The sequence below is a fragment of the uncultured Chitinibacter sp. genome, from assembly GCF_945957625.1.
GTDB lineage: Bacteria > Pseudomonadota > Gammaproteobacteria > Burkholderiales > Chitinibacteraceae > Chitinibacter > Chitinibacter tainanensis.
This window is the reverse complement of record NZ_CAMFLP010000007.1, coordinates 136,002-155,213: the sequence shown is the minus strand read 5'-3', so window position 1 is coordinate 155,213 and position 19,212 is coordinate 136,002. Positions and strand designations below refer to the sequence as shown.

15 protein-coding genes are annotated in these 19,212 nt (G+C 55.1%); 12 read left to right on the top strand and 3 right to left on the bottom strand.

What is annotated here, in order from left to right; all coding sequences use genetic code 11:
- The first annotated feature begins 10 nt into the window (after nt 1-10).
- The 6 genes from QV747_RS10215 to QV747_RS10190 all read left to right on the top strand — a co-directional run bounded on the left by QV747_RS10215 (nt 11) and on the right by QV747_RS10190 (nt 7,956).
- Nucleotides 11-1,591, top strand: coding sequence for a PAS domain-containing sensor histidine kinase (locus QV747_RS10215; RefSeq protein WP_273429747.1), 1,581 nt, complete (start codon nt 11-13; stop codon nt 1,589-1,591).
- Nucleotides 1,575-2,951: a sigma-54 dependent transcriptional regulator gene (locus QV747_RS10210; protein ID WP_273429748.1), complete on the top strand. Its 1,377-nt coding sequence runs from the start codon at nt 1,575-1,577 to the stop codon at nt 2,949-2,951. The genes QV747_RS10215 and QV747_RS10210 overlap by 17 nt, the downstream gene beginning before the upstream one ends.
- 124 nt (nt 2,952-3,075) lie before the next feature.
- Nucleotides 3,076-4,059 carry a phosphate/phosphite/phosphonate ABC transporter substrate-binding protein gene (phnD, locus tag QV747_RS10205; protein WP_273429750.1) on the top strand — a complete coding sequence of 328 codons (984 nt, stop codon included), beginning with the start codon at nt 3,076-3,078 and terminating at the stop codon, nt 4,057-4,059.
- A 49-nt stretch (nt 4,060-4,108) separates the two neighbouring features.
- A complete protein-coding gene (gene ampD / locus QV747_RS10200) occupies nt 4,109-4,690 on the top strand; it encodes a 1,6-anhydro-N-acetylmuramyl-L-alanine amidase AmpD (protein WP_273429751.1) in 582 nt (193 codons plus the stop codon).
- A 106-nt stretch (nt 4,691-4,796) separates the two neighbouring features.
- Nucleotides 4,797-6,689, top strand: a complete 1,893-nt coding sequence (locus QV747_RS10195) for a potassium transporter Kup (RefSeq protein WP_273429752.1) — start codon at nt 4,797-4,799, stop codon at nt 6,687-6,689.
- 214 nt (nt 6,690-6,903) lie between these two features.
- Complete coding sequence (locus tag QV747_RS10190; RefSeq protein ID WP_273429753.1) at nt 6,904-7,956, top strand: porin; 1,053 nt, start codon at nt 6,904-6,906, stop codon at nt 7,954-7,956.
- A 50-nt stretch (nt 7,957-8,006) separates the two neighbouring features.
- On the opposite strand, the gene QV747_RS10185 is transcribed toward QV747_RS10190, so the two are convergent.
- From QV747_RS10185 to argB, 3 genes are all read right to left on the bottom strand, one after another.
- Nucleotides 8,007-8,654 (bottom strand): pyrimidine 5'-nucleotidase, encoded by a 648-nt coding sequence (locus tag QV747_RS10185; RefSeq protein ID WP_273429754.1) that lies wholly within the window; start codon nt 8,652-8,654, stop codon nt 8,007-8,009.
- A gap of 54 nt (nt 8,655-8,708) precedes the next feature.
- Nucleotides 8,709-9,140 (bottom strand): CBS domain-containing protein, encoded by a 432-nt coding sequence (locus tag QV747_RS10180; protein WP_028450047.1) that lies wholly within the window; start codon nt 9,138-9,140, stop codon nt 8,709-8,711.
- Nucleotides 9,141-9,251: 111 nt separating this feature from the next.
- Nucleotides 9,252-10,130, bottom strand: coding sequence for an acetylglutamate kinase (argB, locus tag QV747_RS10175; protein ID WP_028450046.1), 879 nt, complete (start codon nt 10,128-10,130; stop codon nt 9,252-9,254).
- Between the two features lie 179 nt (nt 10,131-10,309).
- On the opposite strand from argB, the gene QV747_RS10170 reads away from it, so the two are divergent.
- The 6 genes from QV747_RS10170 (at nt 10,310) to QV747_RS10145 (ending at nt 19,176) form a co-directional block, all read left to right on the top strand.
- On the top strand, nt 10,310-10,939 hold the full coding sequence (locus QV747_RS10170; RefSeq protein WP_273429757.1) for a TetR/AcrR family transcriptional regulator: 630 nt from the start codon (nt 10,310-10,312) through the stop codon (nt 10,937-10,939).
- A gap of 2 nt (nt 10,940-10,941) precedes the next feature.
- Complete coding sequence (locus QV747_RS10165) at nt 10,942-12,048, top strand: efflux RND transporter periplasmic adaptor subunit (protein WP_273429759.1); 1,107 nt, start codon at nt 10,942-10,944, stop codon at nt 12,046-12,048.
- Nucleotides 12,041-15,124, top strand: coding sequence for an efflux RND transporter permease subunit (locus QV747_RS10160; RefSeq protein ID WP_273429761.1), 3,084 nt, complete (start codon nt 12,041-12,043; stop codon nt 15,122-15,124). Before QV747_RS10165 ends, QV747_RS10160 begins: the two co-directional genes overlap by 8 nt.
- A 45-nt stretch (nt 15,125-15,169) precedes the next feature.
- The gene (locus QV747_RS10155) at nt 15,170-16,513 is read left to right on the top strand and encodes a TolC family outer membrane protein (RefSeq protein ID WP_273429763.1); all 1,344 of its coding nucleotides are present in this window, start codon (nt 15,170-15,172) and stop codon (nt 16,511-16,513) included.
- 89 nt (nt 16,514-16,602) lie between these two features.
- Nucleotides 16,603-16,917 (top strand): H-NS family nucleoid-associated regulatory protein, encoded by a 315-nt coding sequence (locus QV747_RS10150; RefSeq protein ID WP_028450042.1) that lies wholly within the window; start codon nt 16,603-16,605, stop codon nt 16,915-16,917.
- 120 nt (nt 16,918-17,037) lie between these two features.
- A complete protein-coding gene (locus tag QV747_RS10145) occupies nt 17,038-19,176 on the top strand; it encodes a UvrD-helicase domain-containing protein (RefSeq protein WP_273429766.1) in 2,139 nt (712 codons plus the stop codon).
- Nucleotides 19,177-19,212 lie beyond the last annotated feature (36 nt).

Here is a 19,212-nt window from a genome sequence, read left to right as displayed (position 1 = left end):
CCGGTCATTCATGGATTTAGTCGCCCGTCAGGTCAGCGAGGCTTTGTGGCGCTCGCTGGCCTTTTTCAATGTTTTCCGCTTGCTGACCATTATCGGCTTGTTGGCAGGGATGTTTTTCTTTGCCCGCACGCCGGTCAATGAGCTGGCCAATCCCGTTGATGCCGCCATGCTCTTGGGCGGCTACACCATTTTTGCCTTGTTGTTTACCGCCGGGATTGCCAAGCGCTGGCCCAGTTTTGATCTGCAGCTCTCTTGTCAGGTCACTGTCGATGTCCTGATTATTGTGAGCCTGATGCATCTGGGTGGCGGGGTAAAGAGCGGGCTGGGGATTTTGCTGCTGCCTTATCTCGCTGCCGCCGGCCTGATTGCGCGTGGGCGAATGACGCTGTTTCATGCCTCGGTCGCCAGTATTGCGTTGCTGCTCCAGATGTTGTGGGCCAATCTGACCCAAAGCGGTGAAGACTGGGCCTCAATGCCGACCGCGCTCTTGTGTGTGGCCTCCTTTGCCGTGGCGTGGCTGGCGTTTCGCTTATCGCGCTACGCCGAAGAAAATCGCGCCTTGGCTGAGCAGCGCAGCGTGGATTTGGCCAATCTCGCTCAGGTGAATGAGCGGATTTTGCAGGATGTATCCGATGGCGTGTTTGTGGTGGATGAGCATGAAACCATTCGCCAATATAACGAGCAGGCCGTGCGGCTCACCGGCTTGCGACCGGCGCTGGGCTCATCACTGGCGGCGGATGTGCCGGAGCTCGCCGGCCCCTTGCTGCGCTGGCGGGCCCAACCCGGGGTGTCGGCCGAGCTGGTACAAACAGCCGATGGCCGCAATACCTTGCGGGCGCGTTTTGTACCGCTGAACGAGGGCGGTAATGGCAGTGTGCTGATTTATCTGGAAGATATGGCCCGGCTGCGCCGCGAAGCCCAGCAGCTCAAACTCGCTGCCCTAGGGCGGCTCACCGCGAATTTGGCTCATGAAATCCGCAACCCGCTGGGCGCGATTACCCATGCTGCGCAGTTGATGCAGGAAGAGGCGGATAATCCGCTGTTGCAAAAACTGACCCGCATTATCAATGACAATAGCCAGCGGCTAGAGCGGATGGTGAAAGATGTGCTGGAGCTCAATCGCCGTGATCGGGTCAAGCGGCAAGATATCAAGCTCGCTGAATGGCTAGCCACCTTCAACGAAGAGTTCATCTTGCAAGAAGCCGGCGTGCAGGCTTTGCAGATTGAGTGCGAGCCGCAAGTGCTGGTGCGCTTTGATTCTGGGCACTTGCAGCAAGTACTCTGGAATCTGGCCCGCAATGGTTGGCGTTACTGTACGCAGCAGCCGGGTAGTCTAAAGTTGCTGGTAACTCGGCAGCATGAATTCTGGGTGCTGGATGTGCTTAATGATGGGCCACCGGTGCCACCAGATGCCCAGTCGCAATTATTTGAGCCTTTTTTTACTACCGAAAGTAAAGGCACGGGCTTGGGGCTGTATATTGCGCGCGAAATTTGCGCCGCGAATGGTGCCTTGCTTGAATATCTGTCGCCTCCGCAGGGGGGGGCGTGTTTCCGCATTGTCTTTGGATATACCGATGGCCAGAAAATCTAAAAGCTTGCCCCGTGTCTTGGTGGTGGATGATGAAGTTGATCTGGCAGATCTACTGGAACTCACGCTGCTGAAAATGGGGCTGGATGTCGTCAAAGCCAATGGCGTGCAAGTGGCCAAAGGGCTATTGGATAGCCAGCGCTTTGATCTGTGTCTTTCGGATATGCGCATGCAGGACGGCGAAGGGCTGGAGCTGGTGCAGCATATTCAAGCGCGCAAGCTCGATGTCCCCATTGCCATCCTCACCGCCTATGGCAGTACCAATAATGCGATTGCCGCCTTGAAGGCCGGCGCTTTTGATTATCTGGCCAAGCCGGTGGCGCTGGAGCAGCTGCGCACCCTAGTTAAATCAGCCTTAAAGCTTGATGCGCCAGAGCCCGCGGTGAGCTTGCCTAGTGGTGATAATCCACTGCTTGGGCAATCTCCAGCGATGCTGTATGTGCAAGGGCTGATTGAAAAGCTCGCCCGCAATCAGGCGCCAGTGTACATCACCGGTGAATCAGGCTCGGGGAAAGAGCGGGCGGCGCGGCTGATTCATGCCAAATCCAGCCGCAGCGAGCAGCCCTTTGTGGCCGTGAATTGTGGCGCGATTCCGGAAACTCTAATGGAAAGCGAGTTTTTCGGCTACCGCAAAGGCGCGTTTACCGGCGCCAACGAAGACCGGGCGGGGTTTTTTCAGGCCGCCCATGGCGGGACTTTATTTCTGGATGAAGTGGCCGATCTGCCGCTGGCGATGCAGGTAAAACTGTTACGCGCGATTCAGGAGCGCAAGGTGCGGCAGGTGGGCGGTGTGGCGGAAGTCGATGTCGATGTCCGGATTATCTCGGCCACCCACCAGAATTTAGCCAAATGCGTCGAGGCCGGTAAGTTTCGGCAGGATTTGTATTACCGTCTGAATGTGATTGAGCTCAAAATGCCGCCGCTGCGCGAAATGGGCGACGATATCTTGCTGATTGCGCGAGCGGTGCTGGCCAAGCTGGCCCAGCGGCACAATATGGATGCGCCGCAATTGCAGCCCGATGCCCTACAGGCGCTGCGCCGCTATGATTTTCCCGGTAATGTGCGCGAGCTGGAAAACCTGCTGGAGCGCGCGCTGGCGCTCAGCGATGGCGAGCACATTACCGCCGAAGATTTACATCTTTCTGATCCCGTTGCTACCGAGGCCGCCGCACAGGCCGCCGATCTGGGGGAAACCTATCCGCTGCAGGATTATCTGGATCGGGTGGAAAAAGCGGCGCTGCTGGCGGCGCTGGCGAAAACCAATTTCAACCGCACCCAGGCTGCCAAATTATTGGGGATTACATTTCGCAGCATGCGCTACCGGCTGGATCGGCTGGGCATTGCGCAGGAGTGTGATGAATAAGACGATGCGTACCACTTGTCTACTGCGATCAACCGCTGGCGGTAGTTTGTAAGACTGGTTACTTATCCTGCGCAATCAATGCGGTATGATCCGCGCCTTTTGTAAGCTTTTGCGCGGATTAGTCATGTTGAAGTCGGTACGGTGGTGGGTGTTGGGCGGGATGTTGTCGGTATGGATGAGCGGAGCATCGGCCGCGCCGACCCTGACCGTGGGCTTGATCGCCCATGGTGAGGCAGCCGAAGCGGTGGCGGCTTGGCAGCCAGTGCTGGATGACCTGGCCAAAGCCACCGGCCGGCCCGTGAAAGCGGTGGCCGCGAAAAACTACAGCGAAATTCTGGATGGCCTGAAGTCTGGGCAGATTCAAGTAGCGCGGCTCGGGAATAAAGTGGCGCTTGAAGCGGTTGAAACTGCGAATGTCGATGTATTTGGCCAACTGGTGCTGGCCGGTGGTATCGATAAATACTCCTCGGTGCTGATCACCCGTAAAGACAGCGGCATTAAGGATTTGCAACAGGTCCTCTCGAGCAAAGGCCGCTATCGCTACGGCAGTGGCGATCGCAAATCGACCTCCGGTTTTCTGTTGCCGCAGTACTATGCCTTTCTGAAAAACAATATCGTGGTGGAGCAGCACTTCAAAGCGGTGCGCTATGGTAATCATCAGGATAATTTCCTGGCTGTCGCGCGCGGTGAAGTCGATGTCGCGGCCAACAATACCGATGATCTGGTCAAATTTGCGCGCAAATTCCCGCAAGAGTCGGCCAAAATCAAAGTGATCTGGCAATCGGATGCATTTAACTTTGACCCGCTGGTGATGCGTCGCACCTTACCGGCTGAGCTCAAACAAGCCATTAGCAGCTTCTTTTTGCAATACGCCACCAATCCACAATACCCGAATGCCAAAGCCAATCTGGCCGCCGCCGATAGCCTGGCCGGCTTTAAGCCACTGGCCAACCGCGATTTGAAGCGCATTGCCGAAGTTGAGCTGTTTTACGCGCAATTTAGCACCACGCTGAATACTGCTTTGAGCCAAGCGCAAAAAGAAGTGCAGGAAAAAGCCTTTTACCGCCGGCATGAGCAATTAATCGCCCTCTTGGGGGGTGCGCGCTAAGCCGTGGCAGAGTAGGATGACTGGCGAATCATTGTGTGGCCATCCTGTTATGCCGATTTCTTATCTGATCGATGCCCAAGGCTGGTGCGCCGGCGCGCGCCGGGTGCCTAGCCCGAATTGCGACGCGCGCAGCCAGTCGGTGGATATGATTGTGATCCACAATATCCACCTACCACCGCAACCGCCGGGTACGTGCGAATTTGCCGGTGATGATATCGAGCGCCTGTTTACCAATAGCCTCAATCCCTTGGCTCACCCTGCTTATCCCGAGCTGGCACTGTTGCGGGTTTCGGCGCATTTTCTGATCCGCAGAGATGGTGAGCTGATCCAGTTTGTGTCTTGCGCTGAGCGCGCCTGGCACGCCGGCATATCCAGCTGGGCAGGGCGGGAGCGCTGTAATGATTTTTCGGTGGGTATAGAGCTGGAAGGCTCGGATTATGTGGCTTTCGAGCTAATACAGTACGGGGTATTGCAGCGGTTGGTCGATGCCTTGCAGCTGCGCTATCCGATTGCGCATCTGGTGGGTCACCAAGACATCGCACCGGCGCGCAAGACCGACCCAGGCCCCTATTTTGACTGGCTACAATTGCAGGCTCAGCGGATGAAATTACGCCCGGCTGGCAACGAATGAAATAGCGCGCTGCTTTGGTGCATTGCCGCAACGAATGCCGCCAAATCATGCATTTAGCCGCCCACAGGCATATAATCCGCTTCCCGCTTTGGACGATTGAATCATCATGTCTCACCCAGATAGCCGTGATCCTAAAAAGCTAGCTGGCCTTGTGGTCGGCGCCATCGGTGTGGTGTATGGCGATATTGGCACTAGCCCGCTCTACACGCTAAAAGAATGCTTTAACGGCCACGTTCCTCTCGCGCTGAATGCGTTTAATGTACTGGGTATTTTGTCCCTGATTTTCTGGGGCCTGATGCTGGTCGTGACCTTGAAATACGTCAGCATCATTTTGCAGGCCGACAATCGCGGCGAGGGAGGTATTCTAGCGCTGATGGCCTTGGCCTTGCGCGCGGCGGGGGACCGCAAAACCACCGCGTTCAGATTAGCCGTACTCGGTATTTTCGGCGCCGCGCTGTTTTCCGGCGAGAGCATTATTACCCCCGCGATTTCGGTACTGTCCGCCCTCGAGGGGATTAGCCTCGTTTCCCATACTCTAGAACCCTACATTCTACCGGTGGCGATTGCGATTATGATTGGGCTGTTCGCCATGCAGTCACGCGGCACGGCTCTGGTGGGTAAGCTATTCGGCCCGATTATGCTGACCTGGTTTGGCGTGCTGGCCCTGCTGGGGGTGATTAATATCGTGCAGGCACCGCAAGTGCTGGCCGCGGTGAATCCTTGGTATGCCGTACAGTTTTTTCTAGCCCATCCGTGGGTGGCCTTCGTGCTGCTGGGGGCCGTTGTCTTGTGTCTGACCGGGGTTGAAGCACTGTATGCCGATATGGGGCACTTTGGCCGGCCGGCGATCCGCTATGCCTGGTGTTTGCTGGTGCTGCCGGCCTTGGTGTTGAATTATTTTGGTCAGGGCGCTCTCCTGATCTCTAACCCCGAAGCAATCAAGAATCCGTTCTACCTGCTTGCACCAAGTTGGGCCCAATTGCCGCTGGTGGTCTTGGCGACCATGGCGACTGTCATTGCCTCACAAGCGGTGATTTCCGGGGCCTTCTCGGTGGCTAATCAGGCGGTACAACTGGGGTTCTGCCCGCGGATGGATATTCAGCATACTTCCGAGCGGGAAATGGGGCAGATCTATATCCCCGGGGTGAACTGGTTCTTGTTGGTGTCTGTCATTATTCTGATTTTGAGTTTCCGCACTTCTAGTAATCTCGCTGCCGCCTATGGTTTTGCGGTGACCTGCACCATGGTCATGACGACCTTGCTCGCGTTTTATGTGGCTGGGCATTATCTACAAGGGCAGAAAAAGTATCTGTACTGGGCTGTTTTATCTTTCTTGCTGCTTATTGATCTTGCGTTCTTCTCGGCCAATATCCTGAAGCTGCATGAGGGCGGCTGGTTCCCACTGATGCTGGGCTTGATCGCCTTTACGCTGATGATGACTTGGAAACAAGGCCGCAAGCTGCTGTCGGCCAAACTGCGTGAGGGCGAAATGCCCTTGCCCGGCTTTGTCGAAAGCTTGGAAGCCTGCCCGCCACAGCGTGTAGAAGGCTTGTCGATCTTTATGACTGCTAGCTCCGATTCGGTGCCGCATGCCCTGCTGCATAATCTAAAGCACAACAAAGTGCTGCATGAGCAGGTGGTGTTTCTGACGATTCAGACCGACGATATTCCCTTTGTGCCCAGTCGTGAGCGGGTGGTGGTACGCAAACTGGGGCAAACTTTCTATCAGGTGATCGCGACGTTTGGTTTTAAAGAAGAGCCGAATGTGCCGCTGGTATTGCAGCAGGTAACACAGCTGCAGCCGGAGCTCGTGTTTGATGATATGAACACGTCGTTCTTCCTGTCGCGCGAGACGATTGTGGAGGCCAAATACCCGTCAATGAGTTGGTGGCGCCGGCGTTTGTTTAGTTTGATGAGCCGCAACGCCACGCGGGTGACCAACTTCTTCAAAATCCCACCGAATCGTGTCGTGGAGATGGGGATGCAGGTCGAGTTGTAATAAGTCTTTGAATTTAAATAGTGAAGAAGCAGTCGGCGTGATGTCGACTGCTTTTTTTACGGCCATCTGAGCCAGATTTCAAGGCCAGCGGCATGGCAAAAATACACCAAATGGCTGTGATTTTGTGCCGCGAGCCAAGTTGAGCTGCCGCATACACTGCGAGGCATCTGTCCAGCACCGCTGGATTTTTCAAAGTGTAGTGGAGGCAATCAGCATGAAAATCAAAACAACTGCTCTCGTTATTTCCCTGGCGCTGGCTGCCGGTTTTGCGCAAGCCGACGTGACTATCTCTGGTGACATGACCGGTGGGGTCAAACTGGATGATCGTGGTAGCGATAATAAAGACGGCGTGTATCTGGACGGCACTCTGTCGTTTGACGGTACGCACAAAATTGATGCGATTCCATCGTCGATCATCTGGCGCTTGTCGGCTGGCGTAAACAACAGCAGCGGCGGCAGCAAACTGGATGACTGGGTAAGCGTGAAAGACGCTTATGTCGGTCTGCAGGGTGATTTCGGTACTGCGCGTATGGGCCGCTTGATGACACCAAGCTATGACGCACAAGATGCGCTGTTTACTGATACCGGTCTGAGCTGGTTGGCGGGTGACTATGGCCTGGGCCAAGCTACGCGGATTAACAATATCGTGCGCTATGACACCCCTGAACTGAAAGGCTTCTCGGCAGGTGCGGCGTTTGGCTTTAAAGACTACAACGACGACGGTAACGGCTCAGGTAAAACCTATGACGTGGCTGCCAAGTACAAACTGGCTGGCTTGCAACTGGACGGTACTTACCAGAAACGTGATGGTGTTACGGATGATTTGACCGTGGGTAGCGCTACTGCGACCCAAACATTCGATACCGAGACTTACTACGCTGGTGCACGCTATGAGCTGCAAAATGGCCTGGGCTTCACCGCGGGTTACAAACACAATATGTTTGACCCAGGTAATGCCAAGATGGAACAAGGCCAATGGTTGGCTCAAGCGAGCTACAAACAAGATAAACACGCGGTTTATCTGAGCTACGCCAAACTGGACGATGTATCACTGAATGGCGCTAAACAAGGTGATTCAGGTGCCCAGGCGTACGTAGCCCGTTACAACTACTCGCTGAACAAAAACAACCTCGCTTTTGTGGAAGGTCGTTATGTGGAAAATGAAGCGAACTCTGCCATTGGCGCGGCCGACAATGCCTTTGACTACAGCGGCAAAGCCGGTCAAAACACTTCACGCGTGATGGTGGGTCTGAAGTCATTCTTCTAAGCTTGCCGGCTTAGACTGCAGACGCAAAAAAGGGGGCTTGGCCCCCTTTTTTATCGCATCAGCCGAGCATTGAGTTGAGTCAGTTGATGTAGATGACGAATCTGATGCTGCGCGGCAGGATGACGCTGTCGGCCAGGGCTCAGCCAGACCGTGTGCATACCCAAGCGACGAGCCATCTGCAGATTATCGATACTGTCTTCGACCATAATGCAATCGCGTAGCGGCACAGCAAAATGTCGACTCATCTGCAAAAACGCCAGGCGTTGAGGTTTGGGTCGTAAGCCTACCGTATCAATCCCGGCAATGCCGGTAAATAGATCGGCGATACCCAACTGCCCGAGCATCCAGCGGCCATACTCGGCCGGACCATTGGTAAACAGGTATTTATCACCAGCCAGCTGTAATAAGGTAGAGCGTAGGCGGGGCATTGGGTGCAGCGCCATCCCTAACTCAGCAAAGGGGTGACAGGCTCGCAGAAAAGTGTGCGGATTAAGCTCGGGATGGTGACGACGCAAACCCAGTAGAGTCGCACCGTAACGTTGCCAATAGCTCACCCTGAGATGGTTCGCTGTGTGGTGGTCGACCGCCAATTGCTGTTGCAGCCACTCCGTCATCGCCCGGTCAATCACCGGGAAGGCATGGCGGCTGGCGATGTGGAGGGTATTGTCGAGATCAAAAATCCAGTGCAAAGGGCGCATTGAGCAGAAAAAAGGCTGGCACACGGCCAGCCATTGTACGCATTTGTGCGGCGCTTAGCCGTAGATGTAATGGGTCATCTGCCCAATGACGAATTCTTGATCGGCAATTTTCTCGCGAACTAGATCGCCAATCGACAAAATCCCCATTACCCGATCGCCATCCAGTACGGGCAAGTGGCGGATGCGTTTTTCGGTCATCAGCCCCAGGCAATCATCCACATTGGCATTCAGCGGCACGCACAATAGTTTGTGCGTCATGATTTCCGAAATCGGGGTGCCGGCGGAAGTTTTGCCCATCAGCACTACTTTGCGTGCATAGTCGCGTTCGGAAAAAATCCCGACCAGTTTTGCGCCATCCATCACCAAAATGGCGCCAATATTGTGTTCGGCCATTACCTGCAAAGCCTGATACACCGTGGCGTTGGGTGAGACAGAGATCAGTTGTTCACCGCTTTTTTGATCCAGTAATTGTCGTGCTGTTTTCATTGGTGGCTCCCGTGCGTTTGGGTATTACCAATGTAGTTGGCTGCCTTGAATAGGCAAGAAAAAAGGCCGGCGCAGCGGGGCTGGCCGACCTTGTTGCAGTGCTGCGATTTGTTACTTCGCGCGGATCATCGTACCCACACCTTGCTCGGTCAGTACTTCCAGCAGCAGGGCGTGTTTGACCCGGCCATCAATGATGTGGACCGAATTCACACCGCTCTTGGCGGCATCGAGCGCCGAGCCGATTTTCGGCAGCATGCCGCCTGAAATTGTGCCATCCGCAAACAGCTCATCAATGCGACGTGCTGTCAGCTTGGTGAGTAAGGTGCCTTCTTTATCCAAGACGCCCGGGGTGTTGGTCATCAGGATGAGTTTTTCGGCTTTCAGCACTTCTGCCAGCTTGCCGGCCACCAAATCGGCATTGATATTCAGGCTTTCACCGCTGCTATCGACGCCGATCGGGGCAATGACCGGAATAAAATCGGCGGCATCCAAATGCTGCACGATGGCTGGGTCGATTTTCTCAATTTCACCCACTTGGCCGATGTCGACGGTTTCTTCGCCGGCTTCGTTTTTCAGCATCATTTTGCGCGCGCGGATGAAGTGGCTGTCTTGCCCGGTGAGACCAATGGCCTTGCCGCCGTGTTTATTGATCAGTGAAACGATCTCTTTATTCACATGGCCGCCCAATACCATCTCGACCACATCCATGGTTTCCGCATCGGTGACGCGCATCCCTTGGATGAATTCGCCTTTTTTGCCAATTCGGTCGAGCAGGTCATTAATCTGCGGGCCGCCGCCATGCACCACCACCGGATTCATGCCCACCAGTTTGAGCAGCACAACATCCGAAGCAAAACCTTCTTTCAGCTCTTCGTCGATCATCGCGTTGCCACCGTATTTAATCACGATGGTTTTATCGAAAAAGCGCTGAATATACGGCAGGGCTTCAGAGAGAATTTCGGCTTTGGTTTGGGCGGTAATGTCGCTCATGGCTCGCTCCGGCGGCAGATGAAAGAGTGCGGCGATTGTACCGCAGAACACCGGGCGCATTAGCCGTTTTTGCGCAATTTGCAGTGCATTTTTATACGCTGATTGGCGTGCTGAGCATGCTTGACGTTGACATAGTCGAAGCACATAATAAATGAACGTTCATTTATTTATTGCCGGTTATGAACTGCCCGCTCAAACGCTGGACTCGCCGTAAAAAAGCCCGCCCGCAGGAAATCCTTGTGGCGGCTTTGTCTTTATTTGTCGAGAAAGGCTATGCCGCCACCAAAATCGAAGACATTGCCCGCGCCGCCGGCGTCACGCGGGGCACGCCCTATCTGTATTTCGCCAATAAAGAAGAAATTTTCAAATCGGTCATCCGCGAATTGCTGCTGCCGCAAATTTCGCAAGGGGATGAAATCGTCAATCACTGGCAAGGCTCGATTCGCGATTTGTTTGTTGAGTTGATGCATTTCTGGTGGACGCAACTGGGCGCCGAGCAATTATCGGCCATGCCCAAGCTGATGCTGGCCGAAGGCGGTAATTTCCCCGATGTGCTGGCCCTGTACCGTGAAGGCTATGTGCAGCCGGGCAATGCGCTGATCCGCCGGGTGTTGCAGCTTGGGATCGAGCGGGGCGAGTTTGCCGCGGTTGATCTGGATTACGCGCCGCATATTATTAGTTCGCCGGTGATTATGGCGATGATCTCGCAGCATTCGCTGCACTGTTTACCTGAACAATTCGATCCGAAACGTTATTTGCAAACGATTCTGGATATTCTGTTAACTGGACTGCTGCAACGCAAAGGCTAACCATGAACCGCCCTCTACTCGCTGTGCTGTTTGGCGCACTTACCTTATCGCTGGCTGGCTGCCAGAAGCCGGTGGAAACCAAGCCGGAAATTCGCCCCGTGCGCACGCTCACGGTTAGTGCCAAAGAGGCGCATTCGGTGGGGGAGGTGTATAGCGGTGAAGTCAAAGCCCGGCATACCGTACCGATGGGCTTTCGGATTGGCGGCAAGCTCAATAGCCGGCCGGTGAATGTCGGCGATAGCGTGAAAGCCGGCCAGGTGCTGGCTAGCCTCGATCCGGGCGATGTGCGGCTTTCGGCCGATGCGGCACGGGCGCAACTGGAATCGGCGAAGGCGCAGCTCGCGCAAGCCGAGCTCGATTACAGCCGGGCCAAAGATCTATTGGCGCAAAAATTCGTCAGCCAAGCCGAAGTGGATAAACGCCAAACCTTGCTGACCGCCGCGCGCCAGCAATTTGAGCAAGCCCGCTCGCAAGCGCAGTTGGCGCAAAACCAGAGCAGCTACGCGCAGCTATTGGCCGATGTTTCAGGCGTGGTGACCGCCACACAGGCTGAGCCCGGCGCCGTGGTGTCCGCTGGCCAGCCGGTGGTGTTGCTGGCCAAAGATGGTGAGCGCGAAGCGGTCATTGATGTGCCGGAAGGCAAGGTAAAAGCCTGGAAAGTTGGGCAAAGCGTGAATGTCAGCTTGTGGGCGAATGAGCAGCTTAATCTGACCGGCACGATCCGCGAAGTAGCGCCGGCGGCCGATGCCTTAACCCGCACCTATCGGGTGAAAGTGACTTTACCGGCGAACGAGCAAATCAAGCTGGGTATGACGCTACAAGTCAATCAGCAAAATGCTTCCCAGCCTATACCTAGTATCTCACTGCCGTTAACTGCCGTGTTTGGCCGTGAACAGCAGCAGCGCGTCTGGTTGGTGAGCGCGGAGAAAGAGGGTACGGCCACCGTGAAAAGTACCCCGGTCAAAGTGCTGGAAATGGCCGGTGAAAGTGCGCAGGTGAGCGGTATTCAGCCCGGTGCGGTGGTGGTGACTGCCGGCGCGCATCTGCTACGCGAAGGGCAAGCCGTCCGCGTGCTCGCCACGCCAGCCAAGGAGGCGCGCCATGACTAAGCCTGAAGCCGCGCAAGGCTTTAATCTATCCGCCTGGGCCCTCAAGCATCAGTCGCTGGTGCTGTATCTGATGGCGGTGCTGTCGTTGGCCGGGATTCTGGCCTACACCCAGCTGGGGCAAAAAGAAGACCCGGAATTCACCTTCAAGGCCATGGTGGTGCGCGCCTTCTGGCCGGGCGCCTCGGCCTCGGAAGTGGAGCGGCAGGTGACGGACCGGCTGGAAGAATCACTACAGGGCATTGGCTACATCGATTACACCAAGAGCTATTCGCGCGCCGGCGAGGCATTGATCACCATCATGCTGTACGAGAAAGTGCGCGGCAAAGAGGTGAACGATGCCTGGTATCAGGTGCGTAAGCGGGTGAACGACATCAAGGGCAATTTACCGCAAGGGGTGGTGGGGCCGTTTTTTAATGATGAATTCGGTGAAACCTATGGCAGCTTGTATGCCTTTACCGCCGATGGGTTTACGCCGGCCGAGCTGAAAAAATACGTCGAAAAGGTGCGCACCGAAATCTTGCGCATTCATGATGTGAATAAGGTGGTGCTGATCGGCACGCAAGACGAAAAAATCTATGTGCAGTACAACAGCAGCAAACTCGCCACGCTGGGGGTAACGCCATTTCAGATTAATCAGGTCTTGGCGGCCACCAATACCGTGAGTGCCGCGGGCACGGTGGAAGGGCGCGAAGAGCGGGTGTTTGTGCGGGTGTCGGGTGGGTTTGATGCCGTAGACACCATCAAAAACACACCAATCACCCTGAACGAGCGCACCTTTAAAGTGGGCGATGTGGCGCAGGTCTTCCGCGCCAGTATCAATCCGGCCACCACCAAAATGCGCTTTGCCGGTCAGGATGCGATTGGGCTGGGTATTTCGATGAAAGCCGGCGGCAATGTGTTGGCGATGGGCGAGCAAATCGACGCAACGCTGGCCAAAGTGCGGCAGGATTTACCGGTCGGCATCGAGTTTCACGCGGTGTCGGATCAACCGGCGGTGGTGAAGCACGCAGTGAAAATCTTTATGCATTCGCTGCTGGAAGCGGTGGTGATTGTACTGGCAGTGAGTTTTCTCTCGCTGGGCTGGCGCACCGGGATTGTGGTGGCGTTATCGATTCCGCTGGTGTTGGCGCTGACTTTCCTGTGCATGAAAGTCTTTAATCTTGAACTGCAACGCATTTCGCTGGGCGCGCTAGTGATCGCACTGGGCTTATTGGTGGATGACGCGATTATTGCCGTGGAGATGATGGCGCTCAAGCTCGAAGAGGGCTGGGATAAATTCCGCGCCGCCACATTTGCCTATACCTCCACCGCCTTCCCGATGTTGACCGGTACGCTGATTACCGCGGCGGGGTTTCTGCCGGTAGGCCTTGCTAAATCTAACGCGGGTGAATATACCTTCTCGATTTTTGCCGTGGTGGGGCTGGCGCTGATTATTTCCTGGGTGGTGGCGGTGCTGTTTACGCCGTATCTGGGTTATCACCTTTTGCCGGAGCATCCGCATGGACAGCACGAAGCCGGCGCGCCAAATCCGCACAATGGCAAGTTCTACCAGCGTTTTCGCGCCGCGGTGACGTGGTGCCTCACTTATCGCAAAACCACCTTGGCACTCACCCTTGGGGCATTTGTGCTGTCGGTCGGGCTGTTTGCCGTGGCGGTACCCAAGCAGTTTTTCCCGGCCTCCAGCCGGCCAGAACTGATGGTCGATTTATGGCTGCCCTACACGGCGTCATTTGCCGCGACCGAACATGAAGTGAAAAAAATCGAGGCGGTATTGCTGAAAGACCCCGATGTCGCTTCGGTCACCAGCTATGTGGGGGTGGGCTCGCCGCGCTATTACATGCCGCTGGATGAGCAAATGCCGAATATTAATTTTGGCCAGCTCACGGTTATGACCAAAGACGAGCATGTGCGCGAAAACGTACTGAAACGGATTAACGCCCTATTTGCGAATGATTACCCGAATGTCCGTGGCCGCGTCACGCGGCTGGAAAACGGCCCACCAGTGGGGTATCCGGTGCAGTTTCGGATTATTGGTGCGGATGAAGCGCTGCTCAAACGCACCGCCGAAGAAGTCGCCGCCGTGATGCGCGCGCACCCTAATCTGCGGCAGGTGCATACCGACTGGGGCGAGCAGGTGAAAGTGGTTCGGCTCAATATCGACCAAGACAAGTTGCGCCAGTTAGGCCTCACCAGCCAGCAATTAGCGCAAACGCTGCAAATGGCCATCTCCGGCGTGACTGCAACCCAATTGCGCGAAGACAACCTGCTGATCGATGTGGTGAGCCGGCTGGAAGACGCCGAGCGCACCCAGCTCGATTTCCTGCAAAACCTGCCGATTGCCTTGCCGAGCGGGCGCAGCGTGCCTCTGTCGCAACTGGCCAAACTGTCGCTGGAAAACGAAGAGAGCATTATCTGGCGCCGCAATCGCGTCCCGGCGCTCACGGTGCGGGCAGATGTGATGGGCGCGCAGGCGCCAGATATTTCAATGGCCTTGCTGCCCAAAATGCAGGCGATTGAAGCGAAATTACCAGTGGGTTACCACATCGAAGCGGGCGGCACGCTGGAGGCCTCGAAAATCTCGCAAGATTCGATCGCGGCGGTGATGCCACTGATGCTGATCGTGGTGATGACACTGCTGATGCTGCAGCTGCAGAGTATTCAGCGCATGGTCATGGTCTTACTCACCGCGCCGTTGGGCATGATCGGCGTTACGCTGGCTTTGCTGATCTTCCGTGCGCCATTCGGCTTTGTGGCCACGTTGGGGGTGATTGCGCTGTCGGGGATGATTATGCGCAATTCTGTGATTCTGATGGATCAGATCGAGCAGGATATTGCCGCCGGCTCTACGCCTTGGGATGCGGTGATTGATTCGGCCGTGCGGCGCTTTCGCCCGATTATGCTGACCGCTTTGGCCGCGATTTTGGCGATGATCCCGCTCACCCGCGATACCTTCTGGGGGCCGATGGCGATTGCCATTATGGGCGGGCTGTTTGTCGCCACCGTCCTGACTTTGCTGGTGCTGCCGGCCTTGTATGCCGCCTGGTTCCGTTTACAACCGCCATCGGCGTCAACCTGAAACGCCGCCGCTGCGTTAAGTGCTATCTGATAAGGAAGACTTGTAATGATGAAATTCAAACCCCTGCTCCTCGCCATGGGGCTGCTTTCGCTCCATACCAGTGCGTGGTCGACTGATTTGCTGCAGGCTTGGCAATCGGCGGCGCAATTTGATGCGCGTATTTCGGCCGCCCGCAATGCGCAAATTGCCGGCCAGGAAAAAGCCAATCAAGGTCAGGCGCTGTTATTGCCTAAAGTGACACTGAGCGGTAATACCGCCTATGCGCATAGCGAATATCAGCCGGGCCGTTCTGTGCCGACTGCGCCGCATACCGATAATGACGGCCAGACTTATGGCTATAGCATTAGCGCCGCCCAGCCGATTTATCGTGCCGATGCCTTTGCTTCGGCTGAGCAATTAAAACAACAAACCGCACTGGCCGATGTGCAATATCGCGCCGCCGAGCAGGATTTGATTTTGCGGGTCTCGAAAGCGTATTTCGAATTATTGGCCGCCCAAGAAAAAGTAACCCTCGCGCAGGCGCAAAAACAGGCGGTCAGCGAGCAATTGGCGCTGGCCAAAAAATCATTTGAAGTCGGTGTGGCCACTATTACCGATACCGATGAAGCGCAAGCGAGCTATGACAGCATTCTGGCCGCAGAAATTGCGGCTAAAAATGATCTGGATGTCAAAGCCAGTGCTTTTAGCCTGCTCACCGGTTTACCCGCAGATCACCTGGCACGGATTGGCGATCAGCATCAACCGGCGGCGCCTGAGCCAAATGATTTGAGTGTGTGGCTGAATAAAGCCAAAACCAATAGCCTCAATACCCAAGGCCAGCAAATTGCGCTGGAAATTGCCGAGCGGGAAATCGATAAATATAAAGCGCTGAGCGCACCAACCCTGGATCTGGTGGCCAGCTATGGTAATGATTGGACGGGCTCGGGTTTATCGCGCTCGGGGGCGACTGATCAAACCAGCAGCGGCGCGATTAAACTGCAATTGTCGATTCCATTGTTCACCGGCGGTGACCGCTCATCTCGCTTGCGTGAAGCGGCGGCCAAGAAAGACGAACAAAAAGATAATTTGCTGGCCACTCAGCGTGATGCCGAACAAGCCACCAAACAATCCTTTTTGGGGGTTAATGCCGGGGCCGCGCAAATTCGCGCCTTGCAGCAGGTATTGAAATCCAGCGAAAGTTTGCTGGCTTCCAGTAAATTAGGCCGGGAAGTGGGCGTGCGCACCACAATTGATGTGCTGAATGCCGAACAAAAATATTATGCCACCCGCTATGATCTGGTGGTGGCGCGTTACAGCTACCTTTATGCCAGATTACTACTGGCCGCGGCCGCTGGTGAATTAAGCGAAAAAGACCTGATCGGCGTGAATGAATGGCTGGTAAAAAATTAATATTTTAATTCGCTTAACTTGAATTATTGAAAACCGCACCGCATAATCTGAAAGGTCAGCTGTATAAAACTGTCTTTCTGGAGCAAAACATGGATTTGTCGAACCTCGATTATCAGCAATTGGTAGAACTGCGCGGTCAAGTTGAAGTTGAACTGGTACGTCGTAAAGAGCAAGAAAAAGCGCGCATTCTGAGCCAATTGCAAAGCGCTGCCGCGGCAAGTGGTTTCACCGTTGCCGAATTGATCGGTGAAGTTGCCGGCAAAAAAGGCGCCAAAAAAGCCGTTAAAGCTCAATACGCTAACCCAGCTGATCCAAGCCAAACTTGGACTGGCCGTGGCCGTAAACCACAGTGGGTACACGACCTACTGGCTAACGGTGGCTCACTGGATAGCATCCGCATCTAATCATCTAATTGTCTGTTCACAGGCAATGCTGAAAAGGGCAGCTTAGGCTGCCCTTTTTGTTCTGGCGCGTTAAGATAGGGCTGCCAGCCCTCTGTCTTTGGAATTGATCGAGTTTTATTCATGTCGCATCCCCTCACTGCCCAATTAAATCCCCAGCAAGCCGCCGCCGTGGCTTTGCCGGCTGAACACGCTCTGATTCTCGCCGGGGCCGGTAGTGGGAAAACCCGGGTGCTGACCACCCGCATTGCCTGGTTATTATCCACCGGACAAATCAGCCCATCCGGCTTATTGGCGGTGACCTTTACCAATAAATCGGCCAAGGAAATGCTGGCGCGGATTACTACTATGTTGCCGCTCAATCCGCGTGGTTTATGGGTGGGGACATTTCACGGCCTGTGCAATCGCATGCTGCGTTTACATCATCGCGATGCCGGTTTACCGCAAGCCTTTGCGATTTTGGATACTCAGGAGCAATTGGCCGCGATTAAGCGGGTATTGAAGCTGTTTAATCTGGATGACGATAAATACCCACCCAAAACCATCCAACATTACATCAATGGCCATAAAGAAAACGGCCGCCGCGCTGCCGAGGTGGATGCCTGGGATGATTACTCGCGGCATTTGCGGCTGGTGTACGAAGAATACGAAAAGCAATGCAATCGCGAAGGCGTGGCCGATTTTGCCGAATTGCTGCTGCGCTGTTATGAATTGCTGAGCCACAATGCCGGTATTCGCGCGCATTATCAGCAGCGCTTTGCACATATTCTGGTCGATGAGTTTCAAGATACCAATCGCTTGCAATACGCTTGGCTCAAATTGTTGGCTGGCGATACCGGGGCGATTTTTGCCGTGGGCGATGATGATCAATCGATCTATGCTTTCCGCGGGGCTAATGTTGGCAATATGCAGGATTTCCAGCGCGATTTTGCGGTGAAACATGTGATCCGGCTGGAGCAAAATTATCGTAGTCACGGCAATATTCTGGACGCCGCCAATGCGGTGATTGCCAATAATCGGCAGCGATTAGGTAAACAGCTCTGGACCGATGCCAGCAGTGGCGAGCCGCTGCGGGTATTTGAAGGTGCCAGCGATTTTGAAGAAGCACAATTTATCGTTGAAGAAGCGCAAACGCTGATTCGCGAAGGCATGCCGGCCTCAGAAGTGGCGATTTTATATCGCAGCAATGCCCAATCCCGCATTATCGAGCACGCGCTGTTTTCGGCTGGTGTGCCGTATCGGGTGTATGGCGGCTTGCGCTTTTTCGAGCGGCAGGAAATCAAGCACGCGCTGGCCTATTTACGGCTGATTGCCAACCCATCGGATGATAATGCGCTGTTGCGGGTGATTAATTTCCCAGCACGGGGCATTGGAGCCCGCACGGTCGAAAATATCCAGGAAAAAGCCCGGCTGGAAGGCTGCACGCTGTGGCAGGCCGCCTGTAATCTGGGTGGGCGTAGCGCGGCGGCGGTGGGTAAATTTATTCATCTGGTGGAAGCCATGCGCAATCAGATGGATGGCCTGCCGATGGCTGAGCTGGTGGATATGATGCTCGATCTATCGGGCTTGCTCAGCCATTACCGCAATGAAAAAGACGCCGAAGAGCGGGTGTCCAACTTGGAAGAGTTGATTAACGCTGCCGCCAGTTTCGAGCCGGAAGAAGAAAACGTGCTGATCGCCTTTCTGGCTCATGCCAGCCTTGAGGCGGGCGATCATCAGGCCAATGCCTATGAAGAAGCACTGCAGCTGATGACAGTGCATGCGGCCAAAGGGCTGGAATTTAAAGCGGTGTTTCTCTCTGGCTTGGAAGAAGGCCTCTTTCCGCACGACAACAGCGCCAATGATCCGCAGGGCCTGGAAGAAGAACGGCGGCTGATGTACGTGGCCATTACCCGCGCGCGCGAGCGCCTTTACCTCACGTTGGCGCAAAGCCGCATGCTGCATGGGCAAACGCGCTACGGGGTGGCCAGCCGTTTTCTGGATGAAATACCGGGTGGCTTGCTCAAATATCTGAATCGCGGTTATGCCCCCAGTGGTTACAGCGCGCCGGCCAGCTATAGTGCACAGTATCCGGCCCCGAGTCACAAAGCCACGCCCGAGCATGGGCTGGCGATTGGCAAGCAGGTGGAGCATCCGAAATTTGGCCGCGGCGTGATCACCGATCACGAAGGCGGCGCCAACGGCAATGTGCAGGTCAATTTCGAGCAGCATGGCAGTAAATGGCTGGCCGTGGGCTATGCCAAGTTGAAACTACTGGATTGATCTCCTCTTGGGGTATTGGTCGCTAGCTTAGATTTA

Bases quoted from the DNA above. Each gene is read 5' to 3' on its own strand.
- ampD (WP_273429751.1), top strand. From the start codon at position 4,109: ATGCCGATTTCTTATCTGATCGATGCCCAAGGCTGGTGCGCCGGCGCG.
- QV747_RS10145 (WP_273429766.1), top strand. From the start codon at position 17,038: ATGTCGCATCCCCTCACTGCCCAATTAAATCCCCAGCAAGCCGCCGCC.
- QV747_RS10160 (WP_273429761.1), top strand. From the start codon at position 12,041: ATGACTAAGCCTGAAGCCGCGCAAGGCTTTAATCTATCCGCCTGGGCC.
- QV747_RS10195 (WP_273429752.1), top strand. From the start codon at position 4,797: ATGTCTCACCCAGATAGCCGTGATCCTAAAAAGCTAGCTGGCCTTGTG.
- QV747_RS10215 (WP_273429747.1), top strand. From the start codon at position 11: ATGGATTTAGTCGCCCGTCAGGTCAGCGAGGCTTTGTGGCGCTCGCTG.
- QV747_RS10155 (WP_273429763.1), top strand. From the start codon at position 15,170: ATGATGAAATTCAAACCCCTGCTCCTCGCCATGGGGCTGCTTTCGCTC.
- QV747_RS10190 (WP_273429753.1), top strand. From the start codon at position 6,904: ATGAAAATCAAAACAACTGCTCTCGTTATTTCCCTGGCGCTGGCTGCC.
- QV747_RS10210 (WP_273429748.1), top strand. From the start codon at position 1,575: ATGGCCAGAAAATCTAAAAGCTTGCCCCGTGTCTTGGTGGTGGATGAT.
- QV747_RS10165 (WP_273429759.1), top strand. From the start codon at position 10,942: ATGAACCGCCCTCTACTCGCTGTGCTGTTTGGCGCACTTACCTTATCG.
- argB (WP_028450046.1), bottom strand. From the start codon at position 10,130: ATGAGCGACATTACCGCCCAAACCAAAGCCGAAATTCTCTCTGAAGCC.
- QV747_RS10185 (WP_273429754.1), bottom strand. From the start codon at position 8,654: ATGCGCCCTTTGCACTGGATTTTTGATCTCGACAATACCCTCCACATC.
- QV747_RS10180 (WP_028450047.1), bottom strand. From the start codon at position 9,140: ATGAAAACAGCACGACAATTACTGGATCAAAAAAGCGGTGAACAACTG.
- QV747_RS10170 (WP_273429757.1), top strand. From the start codon at position 10,310: ATGAACTGCCCGCTCAAACGCTGGACTCGCCGTAAAAAAGCCCGCCCG.
- QV747_RS10150 (WP_028450042.1), top strand. From the start codon at position 16,603: ATGGATTTGTCGAACCTCGATTATCAGCAATTGGTAGAACTGCGCGGT.
- phnD (WP_273429750.1), top strand. From the start codon at position 3,076: ATGTTGAAGTCGGTACGGTGGTGGGTGTTGGGCGGGATGTTGTCGGTA.